Origin of the sequence: Corynebacterium sp. sy017, from assembly GCF_017918135.1 — a bacterium.
Classification (GTDB): Bacteria; Actinomycetota; Actinomycetes; order Mycobacteriales; family Mycobacteriaceae; genus Corynebacterium.
This window is the reverse complement of the sequence record NZ_RZUE01000003.1, coordinates 37,879-55,389: the sequence shown is the minus strand read 5'-3', so window position 1 is coordinate 55,389 and position 17,511 is coordinate 37,879. Positions and strand designations below refer to the sequence as shown.

The window sequence follows — 17,511 nt, the reverse complement described above, 5'->3', positions numbered from 1 at the left end:
CGCTTTGTGAGCGATACGTGATGTTGAAGCACTTTTAGGCACTTCAACTAATGGATGTTATGGGCGCACCGGACGGTCTGTAGTGAGCTTTGCGTTGATAAAGCGTGTAAGCCAAGCAGGAGAAAAATGAGAGAAGGCATACATCACTTTTGTTTGCAGACCTACTGGCTGATGTACCTTAGCGATCTTACCGCGTTCGCTTTGTACCATGTCAGCGACAGCTTGTGCAATATCATCTGGTCCTAGACGCACACCCATCTTTTTAGTACCACTGGTAGATACTCCATCGAGCATTCCTGTGTTTACGTAGAGGGGCCACAGTGATGATACTGTGATGCCGTCCTGTTCCCACTCAAGATTAAGCGCTTCAGTAATACCGCGTACCGCAAATTTTGTTGCAGAATAAACTGCCATATCAGGGGTACCATAGATAGCTGATGCAGATGCAAGGTTTACCAGCTTGGCATCATGTGCTGCTTTAAGATACGGATATGCTGCACGTGAACCGTTGAGCACTCCTTTGACATTGACATTCACTAAGAACTCATCACGCTCGTAGGAACCTTCTTCCATAAAAGGTCCCGCATAAAGGACACCAGCGTTATTAACAACGACTTTAATTTCGCCACCGGTATGACCAGCAAAGTCTTTGAGTGCTTCTTCCCATGACTGTGGATCAGTCACGTCCAAATGCCCTGAATAGATTTTTCCTGAGCCAAGATCTTCGGTTTCGATCCACCCAAAATCATCAACTATGTCATATACGCCTACTGTCCAACCACGTCGAGCCAACTCTAGTGCTGTTGAACGTCCAATTCCGCGGGCAGCGCCCGAAATAAATACTGTTGAAGCCATATACCTATATTAGAACTTCTACTTAGTCTTCAGAAAGCATTTTCTCATCTTTTTCTTGCATAGCCCCTATCAAGGGGTTAAAAATCTTATGGAACCACCACAAACCACATAGCTATCAGGTGCAAAATAGCTGCTACAACTGTAGCGGTATGAAAATGCTCATGAAAACCATAATGACGCGCTTGCCTACCTGGCCAACGAAAACCATACATCACCGCCCCAAGCGAATAGACAATTCCACCAGCGAGAATCAGCCAGACCACCGCTGCACCGGCATTGACCCATAGCTGGGACATCAACGGCACAATCAACCATCCCAAAACCAAGTACACCACTACATCTAACCAGCGTGGGTGATTGATCCATACAAGGTTGAGCACAACACCTAGCACCGCTCCAACCCATACAGTACCGAGCAACCATATTGTTTGTTGCCGCGACAAAATTATAAGACTCAATGGCGTGTAGGTAGCAGCAATAAACACAGCGATCATGGCATGATCTGCCCTACGCCACCATTGCACGGTTTTCTTATGACGCCACGGTCCTAGGTGATAGGCAGCAGAAACACCAAATAGCGCACATAGTCCCACCGCATATACGCATACTCCCATAGCTTGCCACCACGGCAGCGTCATCCAGGCATAGGTAGAAAGAACGGTACCAGACACAAGACTTAGTACCGCACCGATAAAGTGCACTTTGCCACGCCCGCTTGGTCTTGGACCACGATTCCACACATAGCGGGTTCGCGCAATGAGGTCTTCGTGTTGCTGTTGGGTCATAGCAATCCAGCTTAGTCCAGGAAGATAATACAGAAAAGATAGACAGATCTGTCTATACAAAATATACCAGTCTGTTAATTTGCTCACATTATTCGTCGGATAGCCCCTCACGCGGCATAAAATCACCACTTATGCGTTGAACCATGACGAGCATGAATATGATTCATCAAGCATATGGAAGAACAAGCAAACTAGAAAAGGAAATACATGACTACACCCCACCCCACCCGTAAACGCACCACATGGATAAGCAACTTCGGTGTTCAAGTCATTATCGGCCTGATTGTCGGTCTTGTACTCGGCTTTCTTGCCCGAAAGAATAATGAAAATAATGACTGGCTCACCAATGCACTCGAAGCAATCGGCGACACTTATGTGCAGCTACTTAAATTACTCATTCCGCTCCTTGTCTTCACCGCCGTTGTCACTTCCATCGCTAATTTGCGTAAAGTAACCAATGCAGCACGACTAGCAGTTTCGACGCTCATGTGGTTTGCCATTACGGCATTCTTCTCTGTAGTGACTGGCATTATCGTCGCCCTGCTCATAAAACCAGGAGAAAATACCACAATCGACCCGAGTAATGCCGCCGATCCTTCCAAGGTAGGAAGTTGGTTCGGATTTTTAGAATCCATAGTGCCAGTAAACTTTCTCGGGTTAAGCGCTAGCGCTACCGATTCTGGGGCAATCAACATAAATTTCAATGTGCTACAAATCCTCATTCTTTCTTTAGCAATTGGCATTGCCGCAATCCAAAGCGGTAAGGCAGCCGAGCCTTTCTTTGCTTTTAACGAATCTTTGCTAGCCATCATTCAGAAAGTTTTATGGTGGATCATCCGTCTCGCCCCCGTTGGCACAGCTGCACTCATTGCTCACGCAATCGCTAGCTATGGTTGGGAAGCACTTGGTTCACTAGGTAAATTTGTTATCGCTGTTTATCTTGGTTTAGCGCTGGTACTCGGCATTATTTACCCAGCTGTACTACGTTTTGCACGTATCCCGGTCATTGGATTCTATCGACGCATCGCTCCGGTCACGTCGCTTGGCTTTGTTACTCGATCTTCCATGGGCGTAATGCCAGTAACACAGCGAGTATCTGAACAAGCTCTTGGTGTTCCTCGCGAATATGCGTCTTTCGCCATTCCACTAGGTGCAACAACAAAAATGGATGGTTGTGCTGCTGTTTACCCTGCTGTTGCCGCTATTTTCGTTTCACAATTCTATGGTGTATCACTCGACTTCACAGATTATTTGTTGATTATCTTCGTCTCAGTAATTGGTTCCGCTGCCACAGCAGGCACCACTGGTGCCACTGTTATGCTTACTTTGACACTTTCTACACTTGGTTTGCCATTAGCAGGTGTAGGCTTATTACTTGCCATTGAACCTATCATCGATATGGGACGTACCGCAGTCAACGTCACCGGTCAGGCTTTAGTAGCAGCTGTAGTGTCTAAACGCGCAGGTATTCTCAACGAACAAGTATGGAACCATGATTAATTTTTCAGAACCAGCTGATGTAGTAGCGCCACAGCTTTTAGGCTGCGTACTACATCATGCCGGTGTTTCTATTCGATTAACTGAAATAGAAGCCTATCTGGGAACTGAGGATGCTGCCTCACATACGTACCGCGGACCAACACCACGTAATCGTGCAATGTTTTCTGCTGGTGGCTGCATGTACGTCTACGTCTCTTATGGTATCCACCGAGCAGGAAATATTGTCTGCGCACCTCAAGGAGTAGGACAAGGCTGTCTCCTACGTGCAGGTGAAATAGTCGAAGGGGTTGAACTGGCACGTCAACGCCGTGGCAACTCTATCCCCTTTGCACGTCTGGCACAAGGGCCAGGAAATCTCGGCTCAGCTCTAGGACTTGATCTTATTCATAATGGCGCATCCATACATGGTCCGGATTTTATTTTGACGCCCAGAACCCAACAACCACACTGGGTTCGTGGACCTCGAATCGGCATTTCTAAAAATACTGAAGCCCCTTTGCGCTTTTGGATACCAGGAGACAAAACCGTTAGCTCACCGCGCAGCGCACCAGCTCACATCTAGCCGCATGGAGTTAAGTATTCTGCTTGATTACTCAGAACACGAGCATAAGAACCAGGATAATTCTGCTGAGCAGAGCATACGGCACTCTTGTCAGAACCGTAATCATAGTAAATGGGAATGATATACCCACCATCATATCCAGCATCGCTAAGAGAACGCCCCTGCGAATCATCTTTCCAAGCTCGCAATGAAGGACACGCTCCTGGTTTTGTTGTTTTCGCCCCAGGATATGCACTCAAACGCTCTTGAACAGTTTGAGCTTCATATGGCGTCGATTCGGCGAAAACAACATTATCGACGATAAGAATATAGTGACCATCACATTGTGGTTGTTCATACGCAGCCAAACTACTCACCCCAGCAGAATTAGATCCTGCAGAAGGGGCTGCATTGTTTATCACATCACCTGCATCGCACGTCACAACATCTGCTAATAATTCTCCCGGAATACCCATGCTGATCAGCTGCTGCTTATCCCAACATGACCTTGCCAAGCCCATACCACTTGTTGTTCCGGCAGAACGAACATACTCCCATTCGGTTCCCGTCCAATGCTGTAACCCCCGACCAGAATCAGAGGCATAAAGACCAGTCTTCGCCCATTGTCCATCACAAAATGACACAACCGTATCACCAGATTCACCATGTGATATTGAATCACCATGCTGAAAAATAAGATTGCCGCCATCTTCTACTTTGTTCAGCGCATTGCAATCGCCATAACCTACTGCTGGTTCTACTGCTACTACATCAAGCTCTTCTTTTGCGTTCGACGTCGGCTGTGCACTTTCCTGTGCAGAAGTAGCATATGTAGAACTAACAGATGTAACAGAACTTTTCTCTACTGATTTTTCACTCGTACCATTGCTCACCGTAAACTGCGCAGCAGAATCAGCGGTGTGATTAGTCGACCTACCACTTAAAAAGAACCAGCCGATAGCGATAAGAGCAAGGAGAACAATAAACACAACAACCAGAACAATAAATTTTTTTCCTTTGCCAGAATTGCCGGGTCTAGCATTATTGTGCGGTACTGACTGCGGGGTATCCCAAATGCTATTGTTCATCTGCTCTCTACCTTTTCCTGCTTTCTTTCCTGTGTTCCTGGAAAAAAAAATTTCACTACGACTGTTATGTCGTCGATAAGCGTTATTTATTACACACAACGTGACCCAAGTCTGATTATGCGCCCACAAAATAATCCCGAAGACAACAACTTAAACTTGTCTCCGGGATATGCAAGAACCACCCGACGTTCTTTGGCTAATAAATGCTTAAGGCTCTATCTCAAGCACAACCATGCGGTGATCGCTACTGGTCTTAGGATCCATCAGCTCACCCAAAGGCTGGTCGCTCTTTGGCCACACAACGTGTGAACCCTTCACGTTCAGACCGCGAGAAGGTAATACATAATCAACACGCAAATTACCCGGCGTTGGGTCAGAAAAATCGGCAGTGTCATTTTCTGCAGGGTTACTGTGCGTATCGTTGCCTGGTTGCCTTGCCGCCTCCACTGCACCTTCCGAAGTTGGTTTCGGATCTACCACACGCTCCTGCTCCAGCAATTGCTTCACGCCTGTGAAACCTGCGCCACCATCACGCGGGTCAGAGTTTTGGTCGCCGAAGACAATGAATTCCGCATCTGGTGCTAAACCACCGCGTTGCCCCTGGTCATCAATGATCCATTCTGCCTCTTTGCCGCCATGAATGTAATCGGCAGTGAGGCGAATTTCATCGGAATTGCGGCGCCCATTGCGTTTCTCGGGTCCATCGAAAGACGGCGGTGTGGGGTGGGAAATAAGAAGGTGAATCTCTTTGTTTCCAATTTCTACTGGCAAATCCCAGTGTGACTTACTGGATAAACGCAGCTTGTCAGCATTGGCACCATAATAATCTGCGGGCATGAGATTATTTGGCATGTCTTTCCATAGAAGTTTCTGGAAACTTCTTAGAGCATCCGTTTTGAGTGGGTATTTCGAGAGTACGGCTATTCCGTATTGGCCAGGAAACTCACCATATCCCCATGCGTCGTTTGCCTCATGTAAAACGTCGTTATTGTCTAGATCAAGCCCTGAATCCACACCGGTATTCACTTCGGCGCTGAATGAGTACTTGTAGGCGTTATCTAGATAATTCTCCTGGAACAATTTCAGTGCTTTACCCTCCGGGTCATAGTCAAATTCGTTAATGACAAGCACATCTGGGTTCTCGCTCTTGATGATTGTGGCAATAACGCCTGCCTGCTCATTATTAGGTGTGGAGAGATCTTCAATAAGCTTGCCCTCCGCCTTGCGATTTAGGCTGGCATTATAGGTTGCAAACTTGATGGATTCCTTTTCCTGTTTTTCTTTCTGTCCTTCGTTTTCTTCTTCGTTTTTATCATGTGCCACTGTGCTTGCCGACGCCTGTGCTGATTCTTTGTTGCCTTGTTTCTCTGTACTGTTCTCATCGGTGGAACATGCGACGAGAGCACAGGTTAATGCTGCTGTGCTGAGGAGGGAGATGATTGTTCTTTTGTTCATGTTTTCATGCTAATGCGCGCAGGTGAACATGAAGGGAACGCTGTATAAACACGGGATATAAACTCTGTTGCTTGAAATTCCGTGCGTGATGGTGTTCTTGAAAGAATATGCCGGTGCGCTGCTGGGACTCGAACCCAGCCACCTACCAACTAGGCAGCGCCAGTAGAGGAAACTGATTGTTCCTCACTACGAGTGATATAGCCAAACTCTTCCAACTGGAACCGAAGAAACAAACCAGGCTCATTATCCTCTAGCCACTTATCAACAGCAGCTTGACGCTCTTCACGGGACTTACCTTCAACGCCAAGACGTTCCATAAGAACAGGAACATTCGTGGGAGGCTTATCATCACGAGCAAAAGACATATCATCCCACAACCGCTCAAGAAACACCTCATGCGCCGTTGGCATAAGACACCTCCACATTTATCATCGGCAATTCGCCAGGCTCAACAGAAACAACTTTTATAGTAGCACCAGGCGGAATCAGAAATTCTTGCTGCATAACTAATTTTTCTTCGTCGCTACCATTCGTCGGCATCCAGATACCGGGTGTACCTTTCTTCGCCTCCACACGCAGCAACGCACCCGCCTTGCCGTACGTGGTGAACTCATTTGTAGCAACTTCACGAGAAGAAGTGATAGGAGTAAAACGCTCCTGCTTCTTCTTCCAGCCAGGAAGAGTATCTAAGTCGTCAGTACCAAAAGTATTGTGCCAGTTACGCACACCACGCCACATCAACACATCCGACTGCAACGGAGTCTGCCTAGCAGCACGATCCAAATCACGAGCAACACCAACCGCCTCTGCATTATATTCTCTTCCCTCAACAAACGCCTGCACCTTCTCATAAAAACGATCCCTCCCCTGCCACCGCTCCAAAGCCGCACGAGTCGAATCATCCACCAAACGATACACACGCTGATTCAACGGATTATCCGAACCAGTAAACTCACGCCGAGTATTCAACGCCAACCCAAAATCACGCAACGTCCGACTACCAGAGGCACGCCACACATCTCCCAACTCACGATTAATCCGCGGCAACTGCTCATCATCAGTCACCTCAATCCCCAAACACCGACAATTATCGTGATACCCACCCAACTGACCAAACACCGTCTCAGAAGAATACACACCACCACGAGACGCCAACATCAAACAAAAATCACACGCCCCAGGCTCAGGAACACGCGCATACCGCGTACCAGCACGCGCCACCCCCAACTCAACCGTGCGACGAGCAGGAGCAACCACCAAACGATTCACCACACCCTGCAACTTCCGCAACGCCACAGCCACCTGCGCCCCATCACCGGTATCATCAACACGCATCCCCCACCTATACGACGCCACCGCCTGCTCATACCCCACAGGATCAGCAACCTCAGGATATGCCAAGTTAGATAACTCATCGTCAAGAGAACGCTGCAAAAACAAATAATCCGCTGCGGCATACGCAGCCTGCTCACCATAAGCAGCAACAATGGCAGCAAAAGGCTCCTCGAGAATACGTTTCCGCTCTAGAAAACCCGTCCCCTCAGTCGCTTTCCACCACGCCAACAAATCACGCTGTGCCAACAGCTCTATCCCATTAAGCGTCATGGACACACGCTAGCTGATACTTTTATTTGGTCCTGACCATAATTCTTCCGTACGCACAAAAATGTGGATACCTTACATCTGTGCGTAAGATATCCACATTTTCTTGTGGGCGAAGGGGGACTTGAACCCCCACGTCCTTAAAGGACACTGGCACCTGAAGCCAGCGCGTCTGCCATTCCGCCACTCGCCCTTTAGTTCATCTTCCTATTTTCATTAGAAAGTTTAGAAAGATTAAGTTCATGGAAAACTCTATACTTCTGGTTTTCATCTGACAAATGAGCAGCTTATTGAGGCTATAGTGTTCTTCTAGAATAAGATAAACGTCGAAAGTGAGGAAAAAGCCTTACAAATCCCTGCGTTTCTTGTAAAGAAGCTCATAACCTCTTAAAGTCTTTAACAAGAAAATAGCGTCCTTTCAAGAATAGGTAGCATTATGAGCAATCCTTTTATCGACCCAGTACAACAAAACCAAAATCAGCATAACTTTAACTCTGTCCCCCAGCCTTACCAGAGTTATCCGCCTCAAATCATGCAACAAGCTCACTTTGCTCAAGCACCAATACAATCAAATAAGAGTGTCCTCATTGCTGCTGTTCTTGCTTTCTTCTTGGGTGGTCTTGGGCTACACAATTTTTACTTAGGGTACACCAAGCAAGGTCTGACCATGCTTATCCTACTCCTCATAGGATCAGTGCTCACTCCAATTCTCATCGGTGTCCCTATTGTTGTCGCAGTCGAAATCTGGGCTTTCGTCGAGTTCATTATGATTCTTACTCGATCAGGTCGATTCCAGACAGATGCTCATGGTTTCCTGCTCTAAACATTCATCATCTGAATTTTTCTTACAACCTATCTCAGTTCACATAAAGCTCCGCAGAGCACTTGTGGACTGAGATTTTTGTGCATATGGGGAGCATAGGGCAAAAGGCAAGAGAAAAAAGCTACAAAGACTTATGATGGTTCCAGCTAATCTCTTTGCCAAAGAAAGAATATGGAGCGTATGAAAAACCCAAGAGTTGTTGCTTTTATTGCTATTATTCTCAGCGCCTTAAACTTGCGCACGATGATCGTAGCTTTGCCACCACTTATGCCGCATATTAGCCAAGAACTCGGGTTCAATACGACGACTATTGGTGTCCTCGGTACCTTGCCTACCATTATGTTCGCAGTTTCTGCATTTGCAGTGCCGCATATTATGAGATTCCTCAATATCCCTCAGGCACTATGCGTGGCCATGCTCATTACTGGACTTGGGCAATTTTTTAGAGTTATCGGCCCCAACCCAGTATTTCTATTTTTAGGTACGGGCTGTGCTCTTTTCGCCATTGGTATGGGAAACACTATTTTGCCTTTGGCATCACGTGAGTTTTTCCCAGAAAAAGTTCCCACGATCAACACAACATATCTCTTTACTATGCAAATCACTATGGGATTGGCACCAGTTGTGGTGGGCTTGGAGTCTATGCCTGGTTGGCAACTCACCCTAGGAATGTGGGGCATTTTAGGTATTGCTGCAGCAGCTGCGTGGTTACCACTAGCTCGTATTCGACGACCTCACACTCCACAGCATGAACAGCACAGTAAGAATGATACTGGAAAGAAAAAGGCAAATATCCCGGTATGGAAGACAAAAGTTGGCTGGGGACTAGCATTCATGCTTGGCTGCACTTCTTTTGTTACCTACACCTTAATTGCCTTTATCCCGCAAATATATGTGGAAGCAGGAATGTCCAAGCAGTTTGCTGCCACTATGCTAGGCATTTGGTCTTTTACTGGCATAATCCTTAATGCAAGTGGACCTTGGTTGGTCGGAAGATTCAATAGTGTGTTCATTTTTGTGGTGATTTCTGGAGCTTGTTCCATCGTCGGCACGCTAGGGCTGGTGTTTGCCACTAATTCTGCACCAGTATTATGGGTTATTATTTCTGGTCTTGGTCCGCTTTCTTTCCCAATGTCACTCACTCTTATTGATTCACGTGCACGCACTATGCAGGGCGCGACGTCCTTATCTTCTTTCATGCAGGGTATCGGGTACACAATTGCATCTCTTGGCCCGTTTTGCGCCGGTCTTTTGCATGATATTTTCCACGATTTCCATGCAGCAAGCATTTTGACTGCAAGTTTCACCGTTATGATGATCGTCGGTGGCTATTTTGCTACGCGCCAAGTATTTGTGGAGGATCAACTTGCCCGTCGCTTGTCGACGTCGCCGCAAAGTGCATAAGGCAACTGCGTAATCTTCTCATAAGCCTATGTTCTGGTGTCAAAGGCAGTAGAATCATACGGTATGAGTGCACAATTCGATGACGCAACGTTGAGCAAGCGCCTTGCCCTAGGTACAGGGGAAGTTCTCAAAGGAATAAGAAATGTCGGTGTCTTGCGTGGGCGAGCTTTGGGCGAAGCAGGTGATGATCTCGCACAGAATTGGATTGCTCGTGCGCTGAAGCAGCATCGCCCGCAGGATGGTTTTCTTTCTGAGGAAGCTGCTGATAATCCTGAGCGTCTGCACAAGAACCGAGTATGGATTGTGGACCCGCTTGATGGGACTAAGGAATTTGCCACTGGCAGGCAGGATTGGGCAGTGCATATTGCGCTGGTAGAAGATGGGGTTCCTTCTCATGCGGCCGTTGGGTTACCTGATTTGGGCGTGGTGTTCCACACATCTGATGCACGTGCTGTGACCGGTCCTTATGCGCAAAAAATTGTGCTTTCGCATAATCGTCCTCCAGCGGTAGCAGTGCATATTGCCGATAAGCTTGGATTCAGCACTGATTCTTTAGGTTCCGCAGGTGCTAAAGCAATGCATGTCCTGCTTGGCGACTATGATGCTTATATTCATGCTGGTGGACAGTATGAATGGGATTCTGCTGCTCCTGTTGCAGTATGCCAAGCAGCCGGGTTGCATTGTTCACGCCTTGATGGTTCCCCATTACGCTACAACAACAAAGACACTTATCTTCCTGATCTGCTTATTTGTCGTATGGAACTTGCCGACGAAATCCTCCGCCTTGCTGCGCAATTTCATGCTGAGCACGGCTCATATTCTTAGGGATATATCTTCTATCAGCTTTTGCGTTAAAGTAGTGTCCATGACTGCCAACAATACAGCGACAATTGTGACCCCTTATGAGGATCTACTCCAATCGATTCTTGACAATGGAGTGCATAAGGATGACCGCACTGGAACTGGCACAACCAGTCTTTTTGGTGCACAGTTAAGGTTTAATCTTGCCGATTCATTCCCATTGATTACGACAAAAAAAGTGCATTTTAAGTCTATCGTCGGAGAGCTTTTATGGTTTTTACGTGGCGATTCTAATGTTTCTTTTTTGCATGAGCACGGCATTAGTATTTGGGATGAATGGGCAGACGAAAATGGCGAGTTAGGTCCCATTTATGGTGTGCAATGGCGTAGTTGGCCTACTCCCAATGGGGCACATATTGATCAGATTTCTAAAGCCCTGGATATACTGAAAAATAATCCTGATTCTCGACGCAATGTAATTAGTGCATGGAATGTGGCAGAACTGGATAATATGGCACTGCCACCATGCCATTTGCTGTTCCAGTTATATGTTGCTGATGGCAAACTCAGTTGCCAGCTTTATCAACGCAGCGCCGATATGTTCCTGGGCGTTCCATTTAACATTGCGTCTTATTCCCTGCTCACCCATATGCTGGCTCAGCAAGCTGGTTTAGCTGTGGGTGAGTTTATCTGGACTGGTGGCGATTGCCATATCTACGATAACCATCGTGATCAAGTAGCACTCCAGCTTTCCCGAGAGCCACGACCTTATCCACAGCTCAAGCTCAGCAAAGCCTCGAGCATTGATGCATATTCTTTTGAGGATATTTCGCTTATTGGTTATGATCCACACCCTGGCATTCGTGGTGAGGTTGCAGTCTAGTGCGCGCTATTTGGGCACAATCCATAGATGGGATTATTGGCGATGGCGTCGATATGCCTTGGCATCTGCCGGAAGATCTTGCTTTTTTTAAGAAAACCACTACTGGTGCGCCAGTGGTGATGGGGAGGCGAACATGGGAGAGCATTCCTCGTCGTTTTCGTCCGTTACCTGGGCGAGAGAACTATATTCTTACCCATCGTGATGCTGCTCAATGGTCTGCTGGTGCACAGTGCGTTGACTCGCTTGAGACAATTCCGGGCGACGCCTGGATTATTGGTGGCGGAACTGTCTATCATGCGACTTTGCCTTTGGTGGAGGAACTGGTCGTCACAATTATTGACGTAGAACTCCGCTCATTTTTAGGGGAACAAGCAGTATATGCACCTGCGCTTACTGATTTTCATGTCACGCATGATTCTGGGTGGTTACTCTCCGAAAAAGGAAAGCTCACCCATCCTGCCGTAAGCACTCACAACACCGCTCCTGTGCGCTATAAATTCCAAACCTTGCAGAGAAAAACTCACAACAGAGAGGATTAGCAATATGTCTGATGAACACATAACTATTTATGCTGCCGATTGGTGCCCCTTCTGCCAACGCCTACTCAAAGCTCTTGACCGTACCGAAACGCCTTATACGCTTGTCGACGTTGAGGCCGATCCAGAGGCTTCTGCCTGGGTAGAATCTGTCAATAATGGTGATCGCATTGTGCCTACTGTTAAGTATTCTGATGGCACCACTGCCACTAATCCCGCTGCTTCTGAAGTTCGCAAGAAACTTGAAGAATTAAGTGCCTAACCAACATTTTCCAGGTTTTCTGTGCTGTTGTGGATGCGTATTTTAGCGAGATAACTCGCGTAACAAATACGTATCCATAATCCACCCATGCTCGCGGCGCAATTGTGCTTTGAGCTGAGCAAGTTCTTGTCCAATCTCATGCACATACCCTTCACGTATTATTTGCTGCTTTGACCCTAAATATGCTCCCCACCAGATGTAGGTATGGTGAGTGTAGGAATCAAGCCAAGCATGACCACCATCAAGCATGACCACACAGTTGCTACGATCTTGAGCAGATAATGTATCTAATTTACGTGCCGTACTAATCACAATAGGCTCGCCAATACGGTTTAAGGGGATGGCGTGAGCGGCAGTCAGTGCTTGAAAAGCAGTAATCCCAGGTACTACTACCACTTGTGCTTCCAGCCCACAATCGCGTTTCATCGTATCAATAATGCGCAGGGTTGAGTCATAGAGCGCAGGATCGCCCCACACAAGGAATCCAATGGTTGCTGTTGCAGCAGAATGCTGAACAATTGCTTCAGCTAATTTTTGGGCACGCATCTCATGCCACTTTTTTACCTCTGCGGTATAGTCCTGTGGGTTTCGATCACGTTCAGGATCGAGCACACTAATAATATCTATCTCAGGCGCAAACTTATCGACGATGTTGCGTCGTAAAGCAAGCAAATCTGCTTTTGCTTCTCCTTTGTCCAGGGCAATCACAATATCGCACTGACGTAGGTGCTCGATTGCATCGAGAGTAAGCATTTCGATACTGCCTACGCCAATGCCAATAACGTGAATGGTACGCACCTGATGACTCCTTATTATGAAATGCCCATGAGCTTAGTCATTGGATATATGTGTATCTTATACGGTAACCTTGAACAGGTTGTGATACATATTTTGCCCTAGTAGCTCAGTGGATAGAGCACGGCTCTCCTAAAGCCGGTGTCGGAAGTTCGATTCTTCTCTGGGGCACAAATTTTTGTACTGGTATGCGTTGAATTGAGTCTACAAGCTCAATTCAATGCCAGAGTCATGTCCGTAACGCTGATATGGTCATATGCGCTTACAATGTTTAAGGTGACATACGAACGACCAAAACCATATCATCGGAAAACCGCTTCCCCCCCCCATACAGTTTTTTCCGAAAAATGTATGGATTGTAGGTAGCATTTTTACTGTTCTCACCATTATTGCGCAGCTCAACTTCGGGCATGGCGACGATTTGGCCGCATGGTGGATTGCTGCGCGATTAGTTGATCAAGGACGTAGTTCAGCGCTTTATGCTATCAATCCCATGGATTTTGCACTTGCCACTGGTGAGGACTGGCAACGAGAAGCACTCCTGATTTCTGATGCGGCAGCTCTTGCTCACCCTTATGTTCATCATCCTTTGATTGCGTATATGCTTGCACCGCTGACAAAAATCATTACTTTCCGTGCGTTTGTCATCATTATTGCTGGTATCAATGGTTTCTGTTTTGCGTTGCTTACTGCAAGCTCCATATCGTTATGGACCAGACAGGCAACCCCTACTGGGGTACTTGTTGCAGGCACTTCTGTTCTATGGCTCAGTACAGCAGGACAATTAAGTATCTATCTAGGGCAAACTTCTCCTCTTGTGTTTGCGCTTATTGCCTTATCGCTGGTTTTGAGTAGGAAAAATCCCATTGCTTCTGGTGTATATATTGCTCTGGCAGCACTTATTAAAGTAACACCAGCAATAATTATTGTGGTTTTTCTTGGTTTTGCCTCACGTCGAAAAGCTGGAGTGAGTGCTTTGTTCTTCAGTTCCATCATGATTGTCGTCACATATATGTGGTGTGGACGAGCGGTCATGAATAGTTGGCTCGATACTTTGTCTTGGATAAACGAAAAAACGTTAGTATCGCCGATTAATTCTTCTGTTGATTCTCTCTTTGCCGGAACAAGAAATCTCACTGCGATTGTGCAAGTCATTTCTGATACGCCTGTGGCTGTTACCGTCATAAAACTCTGTATTGCACTGGTTTTACTTGGTTTGTTGCTCCTGCAGTGTGGCAGTAAAACGCAACATCTCTTTGAGATATGTGCGGTCACTGCATTAATAATGCAGCACAGCCTTATCAGGTTTAGTGTGGCTCCATTATGCGCTTGTCGCAATCATTCCTATTGCTGGCACCATTATCATTCGACGCAATTGGGGTGTATTGGCGGTGTTGCTCATACTATTCCCACCATTTGGTGCTTCCTACGATAATGATTTTTCAACGCCATTATCTCAGCCTTGGGCAGCACTAGCGGCATTATTAGTCCCGCTTAGTATGCTGTTGCTGAGTGGGATAGACAAAAAATCTATTACTCTCGCACGCATTGTCTCTGGCATAGCGCAGGAGTTCTGCGGATCAGCACGTCCATCGCCGAGGTTGTCTGGAACTGGGCATAGGAGCTCGAATAGAAACTCAGGCAGAAACTCACTGCGCCCTGCCCCACACAATCACAAAACATGATACGGGTCACATTTTTGCGGTACTGTAGGTTATATGAATGATCAGGATATTGTTATCGTTGGTGCAGCTCGCACCCCTATCGCAAAACTTCTTGGTGGGCTAAGCACTATTCCAGCAACTGAACTCGGCGCACACGCCATTAAGGCAGCCCTTGGCACCATTGATCCACATCTTGTTGACGCCGTCATCATGGGGCAAGTATTACAAGCAGGTGTGGGGCAAAATCCAGCCAAACAAGCAGCTCTTGGCGCCGGCATTAGCCCTACCGCACATACCACAACAGTCAATAAAGTGTGCTTATCTGGTTTAAGCGCAGCTATCGACGCCACCCGTATGCTAAAACTCGGCGAGGCACACGTTGTAGTTGCTGGTGGCATGGAGAATATGTCCCAAGCACCACACCTGCTTAACGGCTCACGTCGAGGCACCAAATATGGCGCCACTACTTTGCTTGATCATATGGAACATGATGGTCTCAGCGATGCCGCACTGGGCATTTCGATGGGAGAACTCACTGAAAATCATATAGAGCACTATCCCGTTTCCGCTGATGATAGAGATTTTTGGGCAGTTTCTTCCCATGAACGAGCGCATAAAGCCTGGGAAACTGGCGAGTTTGATAATGAAGTAGTTGCTATCGAAACCAAGAAAGCAACCATTACTCGCGACGAGGGGATTCGACCCGGTCTTACCCTTGCCGATATCCGAGCATTGCGCCCCGCTTTCAAGCCACATGGAGTTTTAAGTGCAGCTCACGCTTCCCAAATTTCCGACGGAGCAGCAGCGGTAGTCTTGACCACCCGAGAGATGGCAACTAAGCATGGCTGGAAAATTCTTGCAGTTGTGGGAGCACCCGGACAAACCGCAGGACCAGATTCCAGTTTGCAGCACCAACCAGCGACTGCTATTAAACAAGCACTAGAGCGGCAGGGTTGGCACTCGCATGAATTGGATTTAGTAGAGATCAATGAGGCTTTTGCCGATGTAACAGCTTACTCAGCAGCCCTGCTTGAGATAAGCGTCGACATAGTTAATCCACATGGTGGCGCACTTGCTCTTGGGCATCCTATCGGAGCTTCTGGAGCACGTTTGCTTGTCCATGCAAGCCATCAGATTGCCCAGCATAAGGCAACAAAAGCTGCTGTTGCATTATGTGGTGGTGGCGGTCAAGGAGAAGCACTGCTTATTTATGCCGACAACCAGTAGAACTCTATAACACGAAGAGAAATACTCAAAACCACACACTAGAGCAAGTAATGTACGCTAGAATCAACTTTCATCAATATGTGAACCAAATCTCAATATAGATGAAAGGTTGATTCATGTCGCACAACATTCCCTTTCCCGATCCTGACCTATTCCAATTCACGCGCCTACTCAACAAAGACGAACAAGCCTATTTTGCTAAGGTACAAAAAACCTTGCAGGAGAAAATTCGCCCAGCAGTAGGTACCTATTGGGATAAAGAAGAATTCCCCTTTGAGCTTCTTGATCCTCTGGCTGAAGTCGGGCTAGGCGAACTAGAGTTTAGCGGTTATTCCCGCCTGCTCAAAGGAATGATTTACGCAGAAGTTACCCGTGCCGATGTCTCCCTATCCGCACTAGTTGGCATTCACAATGAACTCATTGTCGATCTGATAAACGAGTTTGGATCCACGGAGCAAAAAGACACATGGCTCCCAGGGCTGCGCCAATTCCGCAATATCGGCTGTTTCGCTTTAACCGAACCAGATCATGGCTCAGACATCGCCGGCGGTCTAGCCACCACCGCCACTCCAACCGATGATGGTTGGATTATTAACGGTCAAAAACGCTGGATCGGCGCTGGAACTATCTGCGATTTTGCCATCGTCTTTGCTCGCGACACCACCGATAATGAAATTAAGGGCTTTATCGTAGAAAAAGAGCGTGATGGTTTCTCAGCGCAAAAAATTGATCGCAAAATGGGATTACGCATTATGCAAAATGCCGATCTCCATTTTGAGAATGTTCTTATCCCTCGAGAGAATCTCATCCCAGGTACTGCAAGTTTTGCCCAAACAAACATCCTATTGCGCAACTCTCGGGCTTGGGTCGGATGGCAAGGCGCAGGAGTACAGCTAGCCATTTTTGATAGTGCACGCAACTATGTTCTTGACAGAGAGCAGTTTGGCAAGCCACTGGCAAAATATCAGCTTGTTCAAGAACCGTTATCGCGCATTCTCGGCAATGCAATGGCAAGTTACGGTATGCTCGCCCAAATCGCCTGGCTACAAGATAATGGTGGTTTTGATATGGTTCATGCAGCTCTTGCCAAAGCAACCACAACTCGCTTAGCACGAGAATCCGCTGCAGCCGGCAGGGCACTAGCAGGTGGTAATGGCATTCTGACCCAATATGAACTATCCAAGCTGCTCAATGATGTAGAAATCCTCTATACCTATGAAGGAACCTACGAGATCAACTCCCTTATTGTTGGTCGCGCTATCACAGGCTTATCCGCTTTTAAGTAATTTT

19 protein-coding genes and 2 tRNA genes are annotated in these 17,511 nt (G+C 47.1%); 12 read left to right on the top strand and 9 right to left on the bottom strand.

All coding sequences use genetic code 11. The annotated features are described in order from the left end of the window. Positions 1-57: 57 nt before the first annotated feature. Positions 58-855 (bottom strand): SDR family oxidoreductase, encoded by a 798-nt coding sequence (locus EML15_RS06740; RefSeq protein WP_144274275.1) that lies wholly within the window; start codon positions 853-855, stop codon positions 58-60. Positions 856-941: 86 nt separating this feature from the next. After that, complete coding sequence (locus EML15_RS06735; RefSeq protein ID WP_144274273.1) at positions 942-1,640, bottom strand: hemolysin III family protein; 699 nt, start codon at positions 1,638-1,640, stop codon at positions 942-944. Positions 1,641-1,847: 207 nt separating this feature from the next. Here EML15_RS06735 and EML15_RS06730 point away from each other — a divergent pair, with 207 nt between their 5' ends. Both EML15_RS06730 and EML15_RS06725 read left to right on the top strand, forming a co-directional pair. Then, positions 1,848-3,140: a dicarboxylate/amino acid:cation symporter gene (locus tag EML15_RS06730; RefSeq protein ID WP_144274271.1), complete on the top strand. Its 1,293-nt coding sequence runs from the start codon at positions 1,848-1,850 to the stop codon at positions 3,138-3,140. Continuing rightward, positions 3,133-3,702: a DNA-3-methyladenine glycosylase gene (locus EML15_RS06725; protein ID WP_144274269.1), complete on the top strand. Its 570-nt coding sequence runs from the start codon at positions 3,133-3,135 to the stop codon at positions 3,700-3,702. Before EML15_RS06730 ends, EML15_RS06725 begins: the two co-directional genes overlap by 8 nt. Here EML15_RS06725 and EML15_RS06720 read toward each other — a convergent pair. The 5 genes from EML15_RS06720 to EML15_RS06700 form a co-directional block, all read right to left on the bottom strand. Beyond that, positions 3,699-4,769, bottom strand: coding sequence for a hypothetical protein (locus EML15_RS06720; RefSeq protein WP_144274267.1), 1,071 nt, complete (start codon positions 4,767-4,769; stop codon positions 3,699-3,701). The two genes, EML15_RS06725 and EML15_RS06720, sit on opposite strands and share 4 nt — an antisense overlap. A 207-nt stretch (positions 4,770-4,976) precedes the next feature. Beyond that, the gene (locus EML15_RS06715; protein ID WP_144274265.1) at positions 4,977-6,224 is read right to left on the bottom strand and encodes an endonuclease/exonuclease/phosphatase family protein; all 1,248 of its coding nucleotides are present in this window, start codon (positions 6,222-6,224) and stop codon (positions 4,977-4,979) included. 149 nt (positions 6,225-6,373) lie between these two features. After that, positions 6,374-6,634 carry a hypothetical protein gene (locus EML15_RS06710; RefSeq protein WP_144274263.1) on the bottom strand — a complete coding sequence of 87 codons (261 nt, stop codon included), beginning with the start codon at positions 6,632-6,634 and terminating at the stop codon, positions 6,374-6,376. Beyond that, positions 6,618-7,829 carry a hypothetical protein gene (locus tag EML15_RS06705; protein WP_144274261.1) on the bottom strand — a complete coding sequence of 404 codons (1,212 nt, stop codon included), beginning with the start codon at positions 7,827-7,829 and terminating at the stop codon, positions 6,618-6,620. Before EML15_RS06705 ends, EML15_RS06710 begins: the two co-directional genes overlap by 17 nt. A gap of 106 nt (positions 7,830-7,935) precedes the next feature. Then, positions 7,936-8,019, bottom strand: a tRNA-Leu gene (locus tag EML15_RS06700). Between the two features lie 243 nt (positions 8,020-8,262). On the opposite strand from EML15_RS06700, the gene EML15_RS06695 reads away from it, so the two are divergent. From EML15_RS06695 to EML15_RS06670, 6 genes are all read left to right on the top strand, one after another. After that, the gene (locus EML15_RS06695) at positions 8,263-8,649 is read left to right on the top strand and encodes a TM2 domain-containing protein (RefSeq protein ID WP_246858192.1); all 387 of its coding nucleotides are present in this window, start codon (positions 8,263-8,265) and stop codon (positions 8,647-8,649) included. A gap of 180 nt (positions 8,650-8,829) precedes the next feature. Next, positions 8,830-10,053 carry an MFS transporter gene (locus tag EML15_RS06690; RefSeq protein WP_185967208.1) on the top strand — a complete coding sequence of 408 codons (1,224 nt, stop codon included), beginning with the start codon at positions 8,830-8,832 and terminating at the stop codon, positions 10,051-10,053. Positions 10,054-10,116: 63 nt separating this feature from the next. Next, complete coding sequence (locus EML15_RS06685) at positions 10,117-10,878, top strand: 3'(2'),5'-bisphosphate nucleotidase CysQ (RefSeq protein WP_144274257.1); 762 nt, start codon at positions 10,117-10,119, stop codon at positions 10,876-10,878. A 40-nt stretch (positions 10,879-10,918) separates the two neighbouring features. After that, complete coding sequence (locus tag EML15_RS06680; protein ID WP_144274256.1) at positions 10,919-11,737, top strand: thymidylate synthase; 819 nt, start codon at positions 10,919-10,921, stop codon at positions 11,735-11,737. After that, positions 11,737-12,276: a dihydrofolate reductase gene (locus EML15_RS06675; protein ID WP_144274254.1), complete on the top strand. Its 540-nt coding sequence runs from the start codon at positions 11,737-11,739 to the stop codon at positions 12,274-12,276. Before EML15_RS06680 ends, EML15_RS06675 begins: the two co-directional genes overlap by 1 nt. 4 nt (positions 12,277-12,280) lie before the next feature. Next, positions 12,281-12,535 (top strand): mycoredoxin, encoded by a 255-nt coding sequence (locus tag EML15_RS06670; protein WP_144274252.1) that lies wholly within the window; start codon positions 12,281-12,283, stop codon positions 12,533-12,535. A 42-nt stretch (positions 12,536-12,577) separates the two neighbouring features. Here the strand turns inward: EML15_RS06670 and cobF are convergent, their stop codons facing one another. Beyond that, entirely contained in the window at positions 12,578-13,333 is a 756-nt protein-coding gene (gene cobF, locus EML15_RS06665; RefSeq protein ID WP_144274250.1) for a precorrin-6A synthase (deacetylating), read from the bottom strand. A 95-nt stretch (positions 13,334-13,428) separates the two neighbouring features. Here cobF and EML15_RS06660 point away from each other — a divergent pair. Together EML15_RS06660 and EML15_RS06655 are read left to right on the top strand one after the other, a co-directional pair. Beyond that, positions 13,429-13,501: transfer RNA gene (locus EML15_RS06660), tRNA-Arg, on the top strand. A gap of 250 nt (positions 13,502-13,751) precedes the next feature. Next, positions 13,752-14,765, top strand: coding sequence for a glycosyltransferase family 87 protein (locus EML15_RS06655; protein WP_144274248.1), 1,014 nt, complete (start codon positions 13,752-13,754; stop codon positions 14,763-14,765). A gap of 21 nt (positions 14,766-14,786) precedes the next feature. On the opposite strand, the gene EML15_RS06650 is transcribed toward EML15_RS06655, so the two are convergent. After that, complete coding sequence (locus EML15_RS06650; RefSeq protein ID WP_144274246.1) at positions 14,787-15,002, bottom strand: hypothetical protein; 216 nt, start codon at positions 15,000-15,002, stop codon at positions 14,787-14,789. A 46-nt stretch (positions 15,003-15,048) separates the two neighbouring features. Here EML15_RS06650 and EML15_RS06645 point away from each other — a divergent pair, with 46 nt between their 5' ends. Together EML15_RS06645 and EML15_RS06640 are read left to right on the top strand one after the other, a co-directional pair. Beyond that, positions 15,049-16,221, top strand: a complete 1,173-nt coding sequence (locus tag EML15_RS06645; RefSeq protein WP_144274244.1) for an acetyl-CoA C-acyltransferase — start codon at positions 15,049-15,051, stop codon at positions 16,219-16,221. Between the two features lie 116 nt (positions 16,222-16,337). Then, positions 16,338-17,507 carry an acyl-CoA dehydrogenase family protein gene (locus EML15_RS06640; protein ID WP_144274242.1) on the top strand — a complete coding sequence of 390 codons (1,170 nt, stop codon included), beginning with the start codon at positions 16,338-16,340 and terminating at the stop codon, positions 17,505-17,507. The last annotated feature ends 4 nt before the right edge of the window (positions 17,508-17,511 follow it).